Raw genomic sequence first — 16,262 nt, 5'->3', positions numbered from 1 at the left:
CGGCCGGGCCGGGGCCTTTCCGACCCGGAGGGGCCCGCCCGCCCCGGGCCGCCGGACGGGCCCTACGCCGCGTAGAGGTCGAACGTGGAGCTGCGACGCGGCCCGGAGGCCACGTCCAGGGCCGGGTCCACCATGAGCATCGCCCGGTGGAGGCGCTGGAGCTGCGGCGAGGGTTCGACGCCGAGGTCGTCGATGAGCCGGGCGCGCAGGCGCCGGTAGACGTCGAGCGCGGTCGCCTGGCGGCCGGAGCGGTAGAGCGCCACCATGGCCTGCGAGTGCAGGCCCTCGTGCTGCGGGTGGCGCGCGATCAGTTCGGCCAGCTCCACGATGAGTTCGGTGTGCCGTCCCAGGCGGAGGTCCGCGTCGATCCGGCGCTCCACGGTCACCAGCCGGCTCTCCTCCAGCCGCATGACCTCTATCTCCAGGATCGGACCGACCCGCACGTCGACCAGGGCCGGGCCCTGCCACAGGCCGAGCGCCCTGCGCAGCAGGTCGGCGGCCTGCTCGTCCTCGCCCTCCTCGAAGGCCTTCTGCCCCCGGCCGACGAGTCCTTCGTACTCGTGCACGTCGACCGACTCGGGGGCGATCTGCATCAGATAGCCGCCGTGGCGGGTGGCGAGCACCTCCTTGGCCCCGCCGGGGGCGCCCGGCCCCATGGCCGTGCCCAGCCGCCGGCGCAGCTGGAGGATGTAGGTCTGCAGGGTGGTGAGGGCGCTCTGCGGGAGCTCGGTCCCCCAGATCTCCTCCATCAGCGTCGGCACGGGGATCACCCGTCCCGGGTACAGCGCGAGAAGGGCCAGAATCTGGCGCGGCTTCCCGGCCGTCGGAACAATCGAGCCCCCGTTGACCTCGGCACTCAACGGACCCAGAACCTGAATCCTCACGGTTTCCTCCGTACGTGGTCGAGTTCGCATCGATTTTCAGCCTTCGACGTAGGAACGGTAGCGAAGCACCGGGGGCGGTCCCGGAAATCTCCAGCGCATGTCGAGCGGGTCTCTATTTCCCGTCCTTGTCGGGGGAAAATCGACTGCTAGATTTCACACGAGGGATGAACCGCGGAACAGGTGTTCCGGGTTCGGGCGGAAGTTCACACCGCTTTCCGCGAGGCCCCGGCGAATCCCCGGAAGGAGCCGTGCCACGTGAATGGCACCGTGGAGCACGAAGCGCCCCGGGACCCCGGCCACGGGCCGGTGGACTTCCGCATCCTGGGCCCGGTCGAGGTGCACGACGCGCGGACCGGCGAGCGCGCCGTGCCGTCCGGCGCGAAGCAGAGCGCCCTGCTGGGCGCCCTCGCGGCCCGGCCCGGCCAGGTGCTCGCCGCCGACCGGCTCGTCGACGAGCTGTGGGGCGACGCGCCGCCCGCGTCCCCGGCCAACGCCCTCCAGGCCCACGTGGCCCGGCTGCGCCGGCTGCTGCCCGGCGACGACGGGCCCGGATGGATCACGACCCGCCCGCCCGGCTACCTGCTGCGGCTCGGCCGGGCCACCACCGACGCCCAGCGCTTCCACCGGCTCGCCGCCGAGGGCCGGGCCGCGGCGGCGGACGAACCGGCCGTGGCCGTCACCGTGCTGCGCCGGGCGCTGGCGCTGTGGCGGGGCCCGGCGCTCGAGGGGAGCGTGCGCGGCGCCCTCTGCGCCGCCGAGGCGGACCGGCTGGAGGAGCAGCGGCTGACCGCCCTGGAGGTCCTGTACGAGGCGAGTCTGCGCAGCGGGCCCGCCGAGCCGGTCGTGTTCGAGCTGGAACGACTGACCGCCGAGCACCCGGTGCGCGAGCGGTTCCACGACCTGCTGATGGTCGCGCTGTGCCGGGCCGGGCGGCCCACCGAGGCCCTCGGCGCGTACGAGCGGGCCTGCCGTCGGCTGGCCGACGGGCTCGGGGTCGGGCCGGGTCCGGCGCTGCGCTCGCGGATGGAGGCGATCCTGCACCGGGTCCCGCTGTCCGCGACGGAGCTCTCGGTGCCGCCGGCCGCCCTCGGGGCGGACGCGGCGCTGCTCGACCTCGGGAGCGAGGTGGCCCGGCTGCGCTCCCGTATCGACGTGCTGACCCGGCAGCAGGAGGACCTGCTGCACCGCCTCCACCTGCTCACGGGCGGCCCCACCCTCGTCTGACCGCCGGCCCCTCCGCCGACCGCCGGGCCCTCGCCCGACCGCCGCGTCCCAGGGCGGACCCGCCGGGTCCGCCCTTCGGGCCCGGCGCACGCCCTAACGGCCCCAGCGCAGCAGCGCCGTCCCCACCGTCATCCCGCCGCCGAAGCCCGCGAGGAACAGCAGGTCGTCCTCGGCGAGCGCGCCGTCGCGGGCCACGTGGTCGAGGGTGACGGGGACGGACGCGGCCCCGGTGTTCCCGTGCCGGTCCACCGTCAGGTGCACGCGCGCCCGCGGCAGTCCCAGGGAGCCGGCCAGCGAGCGCAGCATCTCGCCGTTGGCCTGGTGCGGCACGAAGTGGGCCACCTCGCCCGGGTCCACCGCGAAGGCGTCCAGGGTGCCCGCGACGGCCGCCGGGAGCTCCCGTACGACGAAGTCCCGCACGTCCCGGCCCCGCATCCGGAAGTGATGGTCGCCCCGCAGCAGGGTCTTCTCCGAGGCGGGGAGCCGGCTGCCGCCCGCCTCGACCCCGATCAGCCCGTGCAGGTGCCCGTACGAGCCCATGCCGGTGCCCAGCAGTCCGCGCCCCGGGGCCACCGGGCCCAGGACCACGGCCCCCGCGCCGTCCCCGAAGAGCGGCGCGGTGCGCCGGTCCGCGCGGTCGAGGATCCGCGAGTACACCTCGGCGCCGACGACCAGGGCGCAGCGCCGCCCGCCGTCGGCCTCGGGGACGGCGAGCAGCCGCGCGCCGGTGTGCAGGGCGGTGGCGAAGCCCGCGCAGACGGCGTTGACGTCGAAGGCCATGGCCCCGGCGGCGCCGATGCGGTGCTGCACCAGGGCGGCGGTGGCCGGCTGGGGGTGGTCGGGCGTCGAGGTGGCCACGACGATCCAGCCCACGTCCCGGGCCCGCACCCCGGCGTCGTCGAGGGCGCCGACGGCCGCCTCGGCGGCCAGGTCCGAGGCGGCCTCGTGGTCGGCGGCGTAGTGGCGCTCCACGATGCCGGTCTTCCGCTCGATCCACTCGGCGGTGACCCCGGCGCGGGCGGCGACGGTGTCGTTGCCGACCGGTTCTCCGGGCAGGTACGAGCCGGTGCCGAGGATTCCGACGGATCCCGCCGGGGGCGAGTAGACGGTCATGCCGCGATTCCGTTCACGAATTCTCCCAGCGGTTTTCCAGCGGGTCCGGACGACAGCATGAGCGTTTCGCGAGCGGCGGACATCCCCTGTTCGACCCCAGGGAAAAAACAGGGGTGCGCACCGGGGGAATTAGGGGTCCCCAGGGGTCGGAAACCGGCCTAGCCTGACCGCGGAGCGTCCCCTCTACTCGCAAGGGATTTCACGTGGACGAGATCGTCAATGCCCTGCTCGCCGAGGGCGTGGCGCCGGCCGACGTCGCGGCCCTGCCACTGCCGGAGTCGTACCGGGGCAGCGTGGTGCGCCGGGACGAGACGGGCATGTTCGAGGGGATGGCCTCGGCGGACAAGGACCCCCGCAAGTCCCTGCACCTCCAGGAGGTGCCCACTCCGGAGCCCGGTCCCGGGGAGGCGCTGATCGCGGTGATGGCGAGCGCCGTCAACTACAACACCGTGTGGAGCTCCATCTTCGAACCGCTGCCCACCTTCGGGTTCCTGGAGCGCTACGGCCGCCTCTCCGAGCTGACCAGGCGCCACGACCTGCCGTACCACGTGCTGGGTTCGGACCTGGCGGGCGTGGTGCTGCGCACCGGTCCCGGGGTGAACCGCTGGAAGGCCGGCGACCGGGTCGTCGCGCACTGCCTGTCCGTGGAGCTGGAGTCCGCCGACGGACACGGCGACACGATGCTCGACCCCGAGCAGCGCATCTGGGGCTTCGAGACCAACTTCGGCGGCCTGGCGGAGCTGGCGCTCGTCAAGTCCAACCAGCTCATGCCCAAGCCCGAGCACCTGACCTGGGAGGAGGCCGCGAGCCCCGGCCTGGTCAACTCGACGGCGTACCGGCAGCTCGTCTCCCGCAACGGCGCCGGCATGAAGCAGGGCGACAACGTCCTGATCTGGGGTGCCAGCGGCGGCCTCGGCTCGTACGCCACCCAGCTCGCCCTGGCCGGCGGCGCCAACCCCGTCTGCGTGGTGTCCTCCCCGGAGAAGGCGGAGATCTGCCGGCGGATGGGCGCCGAGGCGGTCATCGACCGCAGCGCCGAGGGCTACAGGTTCTGGAAGGACGAGGAGACGCAGGACCCGAAGGAGTGGAAGCGCTTCGGCAAGCGCATCCGCGAGCTGACCGGCGGCGAGGACGTGGACATCGTCTTCGAGCACCCGGGCCGCGAGACCTTCGGCGCGAGCGTGTACGTCACCCGCAAGGGCGGCACCGTCGTCACCTGCGCCTCCACCTCCGGCTTCCGGCACGAGTACGACAACCGCTACCTGTGGATGTCGCTCAAGCGGATCATCGGCTCGCACTTCGCGAACTACCGCGAGGCCTGGGAGGCCAACCGCCTGATCGTCAAGGGCAGGATCCACCCGACCCTGTCGAAGGTCTACTCCCTGGAGGAGACCGGCCAGGCCGCCTACGACGTCCACCGCAACCTCCACCAGGGCAAGGTCGGCGTCCTCGCGCTCGCACCCCGCGAGGGGCTGGGCGTGCGGGACGAGGAGCTGCGCGCGAAGCACCTCGACGCCATCAACCGGTTCCGTACGCAGGAAGGCTGAGGGAGCCCGTCATGACCCAGGCACCGATCACCGCCGTCGTCGGCCTCGGCAGCCTCGGCGAGAGCCTGCTGCGGCTGGCCCTGGCCGCCGGACACGAGGTCGTCGCGGTCGACGCGGACCCCGACGTGCGGCACCGGGTGGCCCGCCGGGCCAAGGCCGCCGCGCCCGACGGCGCCGCGGACCGCGCCGTCTTCACCGACGACCTGACACGAGCGGGCCGGGCCTCCCTCGTGGTCGAGGCCGTGACCGAGGACCTCGGCGTCAAGACGGAGGTCCTGCGGCAGCTGGCGGCCGCGGCGCCCGGGGCCGTCCTGGTGACCACCTCCGCCGGACTCCCCCCGGCCCGGCTCGCGATCGCCTCGGGCCGGCCCGCCGACGTGGCCGGACTGCGCTTCCTGGTCCCGCCGGGCCCGGGCGGCACCGTCGAACCGGTGCGCACCGCCCTGACCTCGCCGGACGCGGCGGCGGCGGTCGACGCCCTGGTCGCCTCCCTCGGCCTGACCCCGGTGGCCCTGGGCGCCCGCCCGGCCGCCGACGCCACCGCCCTGGTCCTCGCCCACCTCAACCGGGCCGTCGCCTTCCTCGACGAGGGCCACGCCTCCCGCGACGACATCGACACCGCGATGCGGCTGGGCTGCGGGCTGCCGCAGGGCCCCTTCGAACTCCTCGACGCCATCGGCCTGGACACCGCGCACGCCGCGCTGACGCGGCTGCGCGAGCGCACCGGCGACGCCTCCTTCGAGCCCGCCGCGCTGCTGACCCGCACGGTCGGCGCCGGACTGCTCGGCCGCAAGACCGGCGAGGGCTTCCACCGCTACGACGACGAGGGCCGCGCGCCGCGCCCGCCCGCCGCCTCCCCCGGCGCCGCCGGGGCCCGGCCGGTGGGCACGGTCGGCGTCCTCGGCTCGGGCGCGATGGCCCGCGGCATCGCGGAGGTGACGGCGGCGGCCGGGCACCCGACGGTGCTCGTCGCCCGGAGCCCGGAGAAGGCGGCGGACGCCCTCGCGGCCGTCGGGGCCTCCCTGGACCGCTCCGTCGAGCGCGGCCGGACCAGCGCCGGGGCCCGGGACGCCGCCCTGGCCCGGCTCGCGGGCGCCGTCGGCGTCGCGGCCGTCGCCGGGTGCGACCTGGTCGTCGAGGCCGTGGCGGAGGACGAGGAGGTCAAGCGGGAGCTGTTCGCCGCCCTGGGCCGCACGGCGAAGCCGGGCGCGCTGCTGGCGACCACCACCTCCAGCCTGTCGGTCGCGGACTGCGCCGCCGCCTCCGGCCGCCCGGCCGACGTCGTCGGACTGCACTTCTTCAACCCGGCGCCGCTGATGCGGCTGGTCGAGGTCACGCGGACCGCCGGGACCTCCGACGGCGCGGCGGCGACCGCCCGCGCCTTCACCGAGGGCCTCGGCAAGACCGCCGTCGCCTGCCCCGACCGGGCCGGCTTCATCGTGAACGCCCTGCTCTTCCCGTACCTGGGCGCGGCCGTCGCCCTGCTCGAACGCCACGGCACCGACATCGAGGAGACCGACGAGGCGGTCCGGCGCGGATTCGGCTTCCCCATGGGGCCGTTCGCCCTGCTCGACACCATCGGCCTCGACGTGTCCCTCGCGATCCAGAAGCGGCTGTACGAGCAGCTGGGGTCGCCCGAGCACGCACCGGCCCCGCTCCTTGCCGACCTGGTCGCCACCGGGGCGCTCGGCCGCAAGAACCGCCGGGGGTTCCGTACGGCCGCCCGGCGCGGCTGACGGGACGGCGGTCACTCCCCCACCACCGCGCCCCGGTCCTCGCGGGGCGCCGCGTCCCCGTCGGCGGCGGCCCGCCACAGGGCCGCGAGGTCGGCGCGGGAGCGCACGCCGAGCTTGCGGTAGACGCGGGTCAGGTGCTGTTCGACGGTGCTCGGGGTGACGAACAGGCGGGCCGCGACGGCCCGGTTGGTGCAGCCCTCGGCGACCAGCTCCACCACCCGGCGCTCGGCCCGGCTGAGCGCGGTCAGGGGGGCCCCGTCCGGGGAACTCCCCTCTCCGACGGAGGAGTCACCGGTCCGGGTCCCGGCGGGCCCGGTGGCCTCCCGGCTCCCGGTCAGGGGGACCACCGCCCCGCGCCCGCCCTCCCCCGGCCGGAACGCGCCGACCGGACCGGTCCGCCGGTCCAGCGCCCCGGCCGGTTCGAGACCCCAGGCGGCCATCAGGTCCCGGCAGGTGTGGAAGTCGTCGCGGGCCGCCGCGAACCGGCCCGCGGCGAGCTGGTGCCGGCCGCGCGCGAGCAGGTACGGCAGCCCCGCGGTGGTGCGGAACGTCTCCTCCGGCACGGGGACCCGCAGCAGTTCCGCCGCCTCGCCGTGGGCGGCGCGGGCCGTGGCGGCGTCGACGGCGGCGGCCAGCGGGACCCCGGCCGCGACGCCCCAGGCCGCCGGGTCCACCAGCTCCAGGGCGCTCGCCGCGTGCCGGGAGGCGGCCCGGTGCTCCCCGGTCCGCTGGTAGAGGACGGCCGCCGCCGCTTCGAGCACGGCCCGGCGGGCGGGCGAGCCCTGGGTCCACGCGGCCCCCTCGGCGAGCAGCGCGGACCAGGCCCGGGGGCGCGGGAGCCGCCAGGTGTGCAGGAGGGCGCCGAGGAGTTCGGCGACGGAGGGCCGGGGCGCGTGGCCGAGCGCGAGGGCCCGCAGGACCCGCTCGGGCGTGCCCGTCACGGCGGTCGCGGACCCGGCGCCGTCGGCCCAGGGGCCGCCGGTCCCGGAGACGGGGGCCCCGCCGGCGTGGACGCCGTCCGGCCGGGGCCAGATCCGCCCGGTCAGCGCGCGCAGCGCGATCGCGGCGGCGGCCGGCGCCTCCGGCCGCCCGTGCCACAGCAGGGGCCCGGCGGCGGCGAGGGCCTGCCGGGGGTCGAGCCGGCCCCGTTCCAGGGCGTGGGCCAGGGCGGGCAGGTGCCGGGTGACGGAGCCGGGGTCGGTCTCCCACTCCGCGCAGGCGAGGTCCACGAGGACCGCGTCGGCGTGCCGCGCGTCCGGGCCCGACCGGTGGGCGGTGCGCAGGAGTTCGGCGGCGCGCCACGGGTCGCCCGTGCGCAGGGCCGCCCCGGCGGCCTCGGCCAGGACGGGCACGGCCCAGGGCGGGCGGGCGGCGGGGGCGTCCGGGGCGGCGGCGTGGGCGGCGGCCAGGTGCCGGGCGACGGCGGCGGGCGGAGCCCCGTCCTCGTGCAGGAGCCGGGCGGCGCGCTCGTGGAGCCGGGCGCAGTCGTCGGGCGCCAGTTCCTCCAGCACGGCGGCCCGGACGCCCTCGTGGCGCAGCCGGCCGGAGGCGAGCAGCCCCATGGCGTCGAGTTCGGCCAGGGCGGGCACGGCGGCCCGGTCGTGGGTGCCGAGGAGCCCGCCGACGAGCGCGAGGGTGGCGCCGTCCCCGAGGACGGCGAGCGCCCGGGCGGCCTCGCCCGCGGCGGGCCCGGCGGCGCGCAGGCAGCGGCCGACGGCCCGTTTGACGGCGGTGCCGACGACCGGGCGGGCCGGACGCAGGGGGGCGCAGGCCGCGTGGTCCTCCAGGAGGGCGCGCAGCAGGCGCGGGTTGCCGCCGGTGACGCGGTGCCAGGCGGGGGCGAGTCGCCGTGCGGCGTCCGCGTCCAGGGCGCCGGGCCCGGCGAGGAGGGCGGCGGTCCGCTCCGGGGTGAGGGTGGTGAGGGACGTCCGGTGCGCGGCGGGGTGGCGCAGGAGCTGGGCCAGGGCGGGCGGCGGCGCGGTACGGGCCCACTGCTGTCCGGCGACCAGGAGCAGCAGCCGGTGGGGGCCGAGCCGGCCGGCGAGGTAGAGCAGGGCGCGGGCGGAGGGTTCGTCGGCGTGCTGGACGTCGTCCACGGTGACCAGCACGGGCCGGCGCGCGGCCCGGTCCCGCAGCCTGCGGAAGCCCTCCTCGAAGGCCGCCGTCCGGGCGTCGCCGGGGAGTGCGGGCGGTACGGCGCCGCCGAGGAGCTGGCCGAGGACGCCGAGCGGGAGGTCCTGCTCGGCGGGCGAGGCCGTGGCGGCGAGGACGGCGGCCCCGGCGCCGCAGGCCCGCCGGGCGGCGGCGGCGAGCAGGGCGGTCTTGCCCGTGCCGGAGCTTCCGGTGACGACGGCGAGCGCTCCGGCAGCCGGGCTTCCGGGGTCGGTCAGGCGGCGCAGCAGGGCCGCCACCGGCGCGCCCGCGGGACCGTCGAGCGGCCCGTCCGGGCCTCCCGCACCGCCCGTGCCCACCCGCACCGCCGGGTCCACCGGCTCCCCCGCCGGATCCACCGCGTCCACCGGGCCCTCCACGCCGGCCGGCCCCTCAGCCGTGTCGACCCAGCAGGACGAGCGCCTCGTCCACGGTGAGCCTGTCGTCGCGCACCGCGTCGAGCAGCACGTCGAGTTCGGTGCCGTGCGCCGCCGCCCCGACGGCGGGCGCGGCCGGGGCGGGCGCGGGCGCGGCCCCGGTGCGGACGGCGATGTGGGCGGCCAGTGCCGCGAGGTTCGGGTGGTCGTGGAGCGCGGCGGCCCGCTCCCGCAGCCCGTAGGTGCGGTTGAGGACGGTGACGAGCTCGGTGCCGATGATCGAGTCCACGCCGAGGAGCGGGAAGGACGCGGAGGGGTCGATCTGCCGGGCGTCGCAGCCCAGGATCGCCGCCAGCCGCTCGCGCAGGACGTCGAGGATCGCGCCGCCGTCGGCGGGGACGCGGCTTGCGGACTCCGGGCGGAGTTCCCCGTACGGGGCGGTGTGCGGGTCGGAGGCGTACGGCGTGCCGGCCCGTACCGTCGCGGAGGCGGACCCGGCTCGGGCGGCCGTCCCTTCTCCGGGCGCGGGCCCCGCTCCGGAAGCGGTCACCGTCCCCTCGGTCAGCCCCTCCTCCCGGGCGAGCCGGCGGACGAAGGCCGCGGGCGACGGGTGGTCGTAGAGCTCCGTGGGCAGGATCTGGAGCCCGTACCGCGCGTTGAGGACGGCGACGAACTCGACGGTCAGGAGCGAGTCGAAGCCGAGGGACTGGAACGTCTGTTCCGGGTCGATCCTCTCCGGCCGCACGCGCAGCACGTCGGCGAGGACGGTGAGGACGTCCGTCAGGAGGTCGCCGGGAGGAACGGTTCGGTCACTGGTCATCGGTGCCTTCTCCAGGAGGTCGGCGGCGCGGCCGGTCGCGTGCGCGAGGTGTGCGCACGGCCCGGCTCAGCCCACGCGGACGAGCCGGTCGTCGGCGTTCTCGACCGCCTCGACGACGCTCTCGGGACCGGCCATGAGGATCGCGCGCTGGAGCCGGCGCAGGGCGGCGGAGGGCTCCAGGCCCAGTTCGCGCACGAGGGTGCCGCGCAGCCGCTGGTAGACGTCGAGGGCCTCGCCGCGGCGCCCGGAGCGGTGCAGGGCGAGCATGAACTGCCCGTGCAGGTTCTCGTGGGTGCGGTAGCGGCTGGCCAGGACGGTGAGTTCGGCGAGCAGCTCGCGGTGGCGGCCGAGCCGGAGGTCGGCGTCGATGCGCTGGTCGAGCGCGCAGAGCCGGGTCTCCTCCAGGCGCCGGGCCTCCATGTCGAGCTGCACCCCGCCCTGCACGTCGGAGAAGGCGGGACCGGACCACAGCGACAGCGCCTCGCGCAGCAGCCGGGCCGCGCCCGGGAAGTCGCCCGAGTCCATCGCCCGGTAGCCCATGCCGGCGAGCCGGTCGAACTCGCGGACGTCGGTGGTGCCGCCGCCGCTGTCGAGCAGGTAGCCGCCCGGCAGCGTCACGAGCACGTCCTTGGCGGTGCGCCGCCCGGCGGGGTTCTCCTCGCCGTCGGACGCGGTCCGTTCCAGGGCGGTCGCGATGAGGGCCCGCAGCTGCAGCACGTAGGTCTGCAGCGTGGTGCGGGCGCTGCGCGGCGGTGCGCCCGCCCACAGCTCCTCGATCAGCGCCGACACCGGGACGACCTGGTCGGCATGGAGCGCCAGCAGCGCCAGTACCTGCCGTGGTTTGGGGGCCGTCGGCGTGATGGAGATCCCTTGCTCCCGCACCGCCAGTGCGCCCAGTACTTCGATGTCCACGCGTACTCCCCTGTCCGCAGATGAAGCCTGGCTCAGTAAAAAACAGGACACGCGGTTTGTCAATACGAAACCGACCGCGCTGTTTTAACTGGAAAGAAGATCCGAAGCCCCCTCAAGGAGCACCCCTGACCTGCGGGTTCATCGATCCACCGCACCCGCTCGGCGCGCCCTGTCCGATCCCGGAAGCCGGCTCCGGACAGGGCGAAACAGACTGGCGGGGTCCTACCGGGACCGGGACCCCTCCGCCTTGATGCCGGTCAGGGCGGCCTGCGGCACGAGCGTCGGCAGCAGCAGCCGCCAGAACCGGCCGACCGTGGCCGTCGAGAGCCACTCCGCGTCCCGTACGCCCAGCACCTCGAAGCCCACGGTCGCGGCCACCACGGCGGTCACCACGTCCTGCGCCGCCACCTCGGGGCGCAGCTCGCCCTCCGACTCGGCGTGCTTCACCGCCTCCTCGACCCAGCGCCGCCAGTGTTCCCGCAGGTCGACGCGGATCGTGCGGACCGGCTCGCCGCTCAGCGAGAAGCCTGCCCGCAGCACCACGTCGCGGCGCAGCGCGGCGGTGAGCCCCTGGGTGGCGTCGACCAGGAGCTGCACGCGGCCCGCCCGGGGCGGAGGGTCGGCGTCGCTGACGGCCCGCAGCCTTATCAGCGCCTCCGCCTCGACGACGTCGGCGAGGGCCGCCTTGTTCTCGAAGTGGAAGTGCAGCGCCCCGTTGCTGACCCCGGCCCGTGAGCTGATCACCGAGAGCGATGCCGCGGAGAAGCCCTCCCGGTCGAACACCTCGGCCGCGGACCGGATCAGGGTTTCGCGCGTGCGCGCCGCGCGCTCCTGTTTGACCATCGACTGCTCCGTCGTTGCAGAGGGGCCGCACCCGCCGAGGGGCGGGCCGGAAGGACGTGCTTGCTCCGGGGCTCCGCGGAGGAGGCGGGCCGGTGTCGCTCGGGCACCTTCACCGCCACGACCCGGCCCTTCCCCGGTGGGCCCCGCGCCACTCTAACAAACCGCTCGCGCGGTTTCTATCGCGCGGTAGCGCGCAACCAGGCAGAAGAGGGCGCGCGACGTCCCGCGTCGGGCCTCCGGAGGCAGTCGGAGCGGCCGCGGTGAAGGCACCTTCCCCGCGGCGGACCGGTCAATGACGCTCCATCAGAAAAAGGCCGGATCTCCCGGTGCGACGTCCGGACCCGCCGCCGTCACACCGTCACGATCCGGCCGCCGTCACGCCGTCACGGGCCTTCCGGGGCGGGTCCGGAAGCGCCCCGCGAGCGCTCCGTCCTGCGCCCCCTGTCGCCCGGCGCCAGGGTCCGGACGTCCACGGCCTCGGCGGGCGAGCCCGTGGCGTACGGCCCGTCGGGGGCGGTGTCCCGGTCGTGCGGCAGCAGCCAGAACACCCGCCGCCTGAAGGTGCCCGAGGGCCGCGAGGGCTTGGCCTCCGGCCCCAGCAGGGCGTACCCGACCATCCGTCCGTCACGGTGGTAGGCGGGCCTGCCGCACCGGGTCGGGAGGCGGTCCAGGCTCTGCCGGACGTAGTCGAGCCGGCCGGTGTCCTCCAGCCAGACGAGGCCCGCCTCGTGGGCGATCTCGTCGTCTGCGATGAGGGCGCTCATGCCGTCTCCTCGTCCGCGAGCGGGTGGGCCCGACCCTGGCACCGGCCCCTGGAGCGCGCGTGGAGCCGCAGGTCAACGGCCTTGTGCGCCTCCCCTGCAACCGCGCTCGACCTCTGCCGACGGGCCCCCTGCGCGCCCCTCTCCACAGGTCGCGGGCCCCGTCGGCAACCGGCCGCCGGGGCCTCTGCCGCACCGCCCGAGGATCGCTGGAAGACCGCTCGGAACACCCTGGAGGACCCTTGCGGCCGTCCCGGCCCGGCGTCCGGAAAAGGCGGTATGCACACCGGGAGAGCGCGCCTCGTTCCCTCCTGTAGGCAGTTGCCACAGGCACATTTCCGCATGTCAAACACGTTGCCGAGGTGTCCGGTAGGGAAACTCGGGTGCATTCGCGAAGGGAGTGTGACGACCCCGTAGAAAATAAACCGGTTGGTCTGTATCTTCGCTGCCTGAGGGGACGTCACACACGTTCGAGCCAAACACACCTCAGGGGGAACCATGTCCACCAGCACCTTCCGCCCGGCCGACACAACTTGCCCCGAGAACCACGCGACGGCCTGGACGGCCGCCCTGCGCTACCCGTCGCTCACCACGACGGTGCCCAAGGAGTTCGTCCACCGCGCGAGCGTCGCCGAGGTGATGCTCACCGACTGGAAGCGCACGGGCGACGACCGCTTCGTCGTCTCCGCCCAGTGGCCCCGCGGCCACAGCTTCTTCACCGCGGTGGACGGTCACCACGACCCGCTCATATCCGCCGAGACCATCCGCCAGGCCGGCTGCCTCCTGGCCCACGCCGAGTACGGCGTCCCGCTCGGCCACAGCTTCCTCATGTGGTCGCTCGACTTCGCGGTGTGCCCGGACGGCCTGCTGGTCGACGACGCCCCGGCCTCGCTCGACATCGAGATCACCTGCTCCGACGTCAGGCGCCGCGGCCGTTCCGTCGCCGGGTTCCGCTACGACGCGGTGGTCCGCCGCAACGGCCGGATCGCGGCGACCGGCTCCGCCGACTTCACCTGTGTGCCGTCCAAGGTCTACACGCGCATGCGCGCGGAGCGGCTGGCCCCCGGACGGCCGCGGATCCCCCTCACCGCCCCCACGGCCCCGCAGACCGTCGGGCGCATCTCGCCCACGGACGTCGTCCTGTCGCCCACCGGCGAGCAGAACAGCTGGCAGCTGCGCGTGGACACCCGCCACCCCATCCTCTTCGACCACCCCGTCGACCACGTACCCGGCATGATGCTGCTCGAAGCGGCTCGCCAGGCCACGGTCGCGACCCTGGACCGCCCGGCTCTCGCCCTCGGTCTGACCAGCACGTTCACCCGGTACGCGGAGCTGGACGCGCCCTGCCTCATCACGGCCCGCCGGCTGCCCGGCACGAGCGCCGGGGACTCCGTCCTGGTGACCGGCCACCAGGAGGGCGAGCCCGTCTTCAGCACCACCGTGACCGCGGCCGCGCCCCGCCCCGAGTAGTCCGGCACGGCCCCCGCACCGCACGGCGACACACCGGGCCGGTCTCCCCGGGGCGCACGCCCCGGCCCCGAGGAGACCGGCCCGCACCACCGCGGCGGCCCCCGCCGCCGATCTCCCTCCCGCGCTTCCGCCTCCCCCTCGCGCCGCGTTCCCGATTGTTCACGTGTTGATCAAATCGGGTTCGGAGAGCTGCGCCGAGCACCGCTCGATGTAAGATACATACTGGGCGGTTTTTTTATGGCGCCCTAGGGTTCACCGCAAGAAAGAGGCGAAAGTGGTCAAGCAGGACCGGTCAGTCCGTACACGACAGACGATCCTCTCGGCAGCGGCCAAGGTCTTCGAGGAACGTGGCTACCAGATGGCGACGATCAGCGAGATCCTCAACACCGCCGGAGTGACCAAGGGGGCCTTGTACTTCCATTTCCCCTCGAAGGAGGACCTCGCCCAGGGGGTCATCCACGAGCAGGACCAGCTGGTTCCCGTCCCGTCCCGGAACTACAAGATCCAGGAGCTCGCGGACACCGTGATGCTGCACGCCTACCGGCTGCAGACCGAGCCGATGGTCCGGGCCGGCGTACGGCTCTCGCTCGACCAGCAGGCCCACGGCCTCGACCGCAGCGGCCCGTTCGCGTACTGGGCCGAGGTCGTCGGCGCCCTCCTCGACGAGGCCCGGATCAAGGGCGAGCTGCTCCCCCACGTCGTGCCCTCCGAAGCCGCCGACGTCCTGGTGGGCTCCTTCGCCGGGGTCCAGGCCATGTCCCAGGCCGTGTGCGACTACCAGGACCTGCTGTCCCGGGCCTCCAGCCTGCTGCGGTACGTGCTGCCCAGCGTGGCCGTCTCCTCGGTCCTGGCCTCCGTCGACCTCACGGAGGGCCGCGGCGAGACGATCGCGGCCGAGATGCGCCTCCGGACGACCGCCGCGGACGCCACGGTCGGCTGACGGGCCGACACGGCACGGAAACGCACCCCCGAAGACAGACGCCCCCGCCCGGCCTTCGTGGCGATCAAAAATATACCGGGCGGGCGGTTCCCTTTGCAACGCGGGTCCCTCTCCCGCTCCCCCGCTCGCGTCACGGGCGAGCACGCGGGTGCAGCGGTCGCGCGGCACCCGCCGCCAGGCCGCCCCTGACGATCCGGTCGATCCTCGCCTCCTGGCCGGGGCGGGCCGCTTCGGCGGTCCGGCGGAGCGCCTCGTACGCCTCCTCGGAGGGCAGGTGGCCGGCGGCGACCAGGCCCCCGGCGGTGTAGGCGGCCCGGTTCAGTCGGTCGGTGAAGCCCGCTCCCTCGGCGACCGCGCCGCAGGCGGCGACCTCGGCGAGGACTCCCGCGAGGACCCGCCCGGCCCGGTCGTGCCCGCCGCCCGCCGCGACGACGGCCTGTCGGGCCCGGGGCGGTACGACCTGCCGTACGGGGACGGTCCGTTCGGCGGGAACGTGACCGGTGCGTTCGAGCTCGGCGGCCAGCCACCCGGGCAGCGGCGCGGGCCTGCGGGCCTCCCCGAGCGCCGTGTAGGTGCCCGCGGTCGTGGTGGTGCCCGGGACGATGATGTAGCCGCCGTGGGCCCGTACGTCGACCTGCCAGGCCAGGGCGCGGCCTCCCGTCGAGCCGGTCGAACACTGCCAGCGGCGCCCGTCGGTGACCCGGTACCAGATGTGCATCCCGCCCGAGGGCGTCCGTACGCGCAGGGTCGTCGCGTCCTCCGCCGGGCTGGGACGGCCCCGGAGCGCGGCGAGCACCGCGAGGGTGTGGAACCCGGTGGCGATGCCGGCCACGTCGACCCGCCCGTCGATCCCGACGCCCGGCAGCAGGCGGTCCCGGGGCGGCGGTTCACGGTCCGGATGCGCGTCGACGTCGATCACGACGAGGCCCGCGGGACCACAGGCGACGCCGACGCCGAAGCGCGCGTCGGAGCCCCACCAGCGGTCGATGCGCGCGGCGTCGAGGGTCGCGGCCCGGAAGCCGTGGCACCAGCGGCCGGCCTCGGGGCAGGGGCAGTCGTCGTAGCGGTGGCCCGGCTCGCGGCAGGCCTCGCAGTTGGCCGCGGGCGTCTTGCGGCCGGGGGCCAGCGGCAGGACCGGCCAGCCCTGCCGGGCGCACCACCGCGCAGTGACCGAAGGAGCGGGCGGCACGGGCGCCGGAGCCGCGGCTCCTGAGTCACTGCGGGAAAAGCCCAGTTCAGCGGGCACGCCGCCTCCTGGCAGCGACCGAAGCGACCGGACGTCGTGCACAGGACGTTCCGAACACCCGTGGAGCGGGTGAACTCCTCGGGAAAAACGCCTCCTCGCTCATGTCCTGAGAGGGAACCAGCTACCGGGGACGGGGTCAAGCGACCCGGGCCTCTCCGTCGTACGACTCGGGTCGCCAAGAAAACCACAGGTCAGAGGGGAAGAGGCCACCGGAGAGCGACTGAAGCGACTGAGTCTC

The 16,262-nt window shown here is 75.3% G+C and carries 13 protein-coding genes; 5 read left to right on the top strand and 8 right to left on the bottom strand.

Going from position 1 to position 16,262, the window contains the following annotated elements; all coding sequences use genetic code 11:
* Positions 1 to 62: 62 nt before the first annotated feature.
* Positions 63 to 884, bottom strand: coding sequence for a BTAD domain-containing putative transcriptional regulator (locus tag ACIQKA_RS32310; RefSeq protein WP_383153322.1), 822 nt, complete (start codon positions 882 to 884; stop codon positions 63 to 65).
* A 255-nt stretch (positions 885 to 1,139) separates the two neighbouring features.
* On the opposite strand from ACIQKA_RS32310, the gene ACIQKA_RS32305 reads away from it, so the two are divergent.
* On the top strand, positions 1,140 to 2,108 hold the full coding sequence (locus ACIQKA_RS32305; protein ID WP_391096821.1) for a BTAD domain-containing putative transcriptional regulator: 969 nt from the start codon (positions 1,140 to 1,142) through the stop codon (positions 2,106 to 2,108).
* Positions 2,109 to 2,201: 93 nt separating this feature from the next.
* Here ACIQKA_RS32305 and ACIQKA_RS32300 read toward each other — a convergent pair whose 3' ends face one another.
* The gene (locus ACIQKA_RS32300) at positions 2,202 to 3,221 is read right to left on the bottom strand and encodes a 3-oxoacyl-ACP synthase III family protein (RefSeq protein ID WP_402543115.1); all 1,020 of its coding nucleotides are present in this window, start codon (positions 3,219 to 3,221) and stop codon (positions 2,202 to 2,204) included.
* Positions 3,222 to 3,424: 203 nt separating this feature from the next.
* Between ACIQKA_RS32300 and ccrA the strand changes: the two genes are divergently transcribed.
* A complete protein-coding gene (gene ccrA, locus ACIQKA_RS32295) occupies positions 3,425 to 4,768 on the top strand; it encodes a crotonyl-CoA carboxylase/reductase (RefSeq protein ID WP_383153329.1) in 1,344 nt (447 codons plus the stop codon).
* An 11-nt stretch (positions 4,769 to 4,779) separates the two neighbouring features.
* Positions 4,780 to 6,504, top strand: coding sequence for a 3-hydroxyacyl-CoA dehydrogenase family protein (locus ACIQKA_RS32290; protein WP_383153331.1), 1,725 nt, complete (start codon positions 4,780 to 4,782; stop codon positions 6,502 to 6,504).
* Positions 6,505 to 6,515: 11 nt separating this feature from the next.
* On the opposite strand, the gene ACIQKA_RS32285 is transcribed toward ACIQKA_RS32290, so the two are convergent.
* From ACIQKA_RS32285 to ACIQKA_RS32265, 5 genes are all read right to left on the bottom strand, one after another.
* Positions 6,516 to 9,023, bottom strand: a complete 2,508-nt coding sequence (locus tag ACIQKA_RS32285; protein ID WP_402543114.1) for a LuxR C-terminal-related transcriptional regulator — start codon at positions 9,021 to 9,023, stop codon at positions 6,516 to 6,518.
* A gap of 25 nt (positions 9,024 to 9,048) precedes the next feature.
* Positions 9,049 to 9,852 (bottom strand): phosphopantetheine-binding protein, encoded by an 804-nt coding sequence (locus tag ACIQKA_RS32280; RefSeq protein ID WP_391096817.1) that lies wholly within the window; start codon positions 9,850 to 9,852, stop codon positions 9,049 to 9,051.
* A gap of 66 nt (positions 9,853 to 9,918) precedes the next feature.
* Positions 9,919 to 10,764: a BTAD domain-containing putative transcriptional regulator gene (locus ACIQKA_RS32275; RefSeq protein WP_383153339.1), complete on the bottom strand. Its 846-nt coding sequence runs from the start codon at positions 10,762 to 10,764 to the stop codon at positions 9,919 to 9,921.
* A 222-nt stretch (positions 10,765 to 10,986) separates the two neighbouring features.
* Positions 10,987 to 11,607, bottom strand: coding sequence for a ScbR family autoregulator-binding transcription factor (locus ACIQKA_RS32270; RefSeq protein WP_383153342.1), 621 nt, complete (start codon positions 11,605 to 11,607; stop codon positions 10,987 to 10,989).
* Between the two features lie 383 nt (positions 11,608 to 11,990).
* Entirely contained in the window at positions 11,991 to 12,371 is a 381-nt protein-coding gene (locus ACIQKA_RS32265; RefSeq protein WP_383153344.1) for a DUF6009 family protein, read from the bottom strand.
* Positions 12,372 to 12,866: 495 nt separating this feature from the next.
* On the opposite strand from ACIQKA_RS32265, the gene ACIQKA_RS32260 reads away from it, so the two are divergent.
* Both ACIQKA_RS32260 and ACIQKA_RS32255 read left to right on the top strand, forming a co-directional pair.
* Positions 12,867 to 13,838, top strand: a complete 972-nt coding sequence (locus ACIQKA_RS32260) for a ScbA/BarX family gamma-butyrolactone biosynthesis protein (protein ID WP_383446804.1) — start codon at positions 12,867 to 12,869, stop codon at positions 13,836 to 13,838.
* Between the two features lie 274 nt (positions 13,839 to 14,112).
* Entirely contained in the window at positions 14,113 to 14,778 is a 666-nt protein-coding gene (locus ACIQKA_RS32255) for a ScbR family autoregulator-binding transcription factor (RefSeq protein ID WP_383153350.1), read from the top strand.
* A gap of 130 nt (positions 14,779 to 14,908) precedes the next feature.
* On the opposite strand, the gene ACIQKA_RS32250 is transcribed toward ACIQKA_RS32255, so the two are convergent.
* On the bottom strand, positions 14,909 to 16,024 hold the full coding sequence (locus ACIQKA_RS32250) for a bifunctional DNA primase/polymerase (RefSeq protein WP_402543113.1): 1,116 nt from the start codon (positions 16,022 to 16,024) through the stop codon (positions 14,909 to 14,911).
* Between the last annotated feature and the right edge of the window lie 238 nt (positions 16,025 to 16,262).

The organism is Streptomyces sp. NPDC092045, assembly GCF_044756005.1.
Taxonomy (GTDB): domain Bacteria; phylum Actinomycetota; class Actinomycetes; order Streptomycetales; family Streptomycetaceae; genus Streptomyces.
The sequence above is the reverse complement of the archived record's forward strand: the minus strand, read 5'-3'. Positions and strand labels throughout refer to the sequence as shown.

What these genes read in the sequence shown, in the direction of transcription:
- ACIQKA_RS32300 (WP_402543115.1), bottom strand. Translation starts at nt 3,221, where the DNA reads ATGACCGTCTACTCGCCCCCGGCGGGATCCGTCGGAATCCTCGGCACC.
- ACIQKA_RS32290 (WP_383153331.1), top strand. Translation starts at nt 4,780, where the DNA reads ATGACCCAGGCACCGATCACCGCCGTCGTCGGCCTCGGCAGCCTCGGC.
- ACIQKA_RS32280 (WP_391096817.1), bottom strand. Translation starts at nt 9,852, where the DNA reads ATGACCAGTGACCGAACCGTTCCTCCCGGCGACCTCCTGACGGACGTC.
- ACIQKA_RS32270 (WP_383153342.1), bottom strand. Translation starts at nt 11,607, where the DNA reads ATGGTCAAACAGGAGCGCGCGGCGCGCACGCGCGAAACCCTGATCCGG.
- ACIQKA_RS32265 (WP_383153344.1), bottom strand. Translation starts at nt 12,371, where the DNA reads ATGAGCGCCCTCATCGCAGACGACGAGATCGCCCACGAGGCGGGCCTC.
- ACIQKA_RS32260 (WP_383446804.1), top strand. Translation starts at nt 12,867, where the DNA reads ATGTCCACCAGCACCTTCCGCCCGGCCGACACAACTTGCCCCGAGAAC.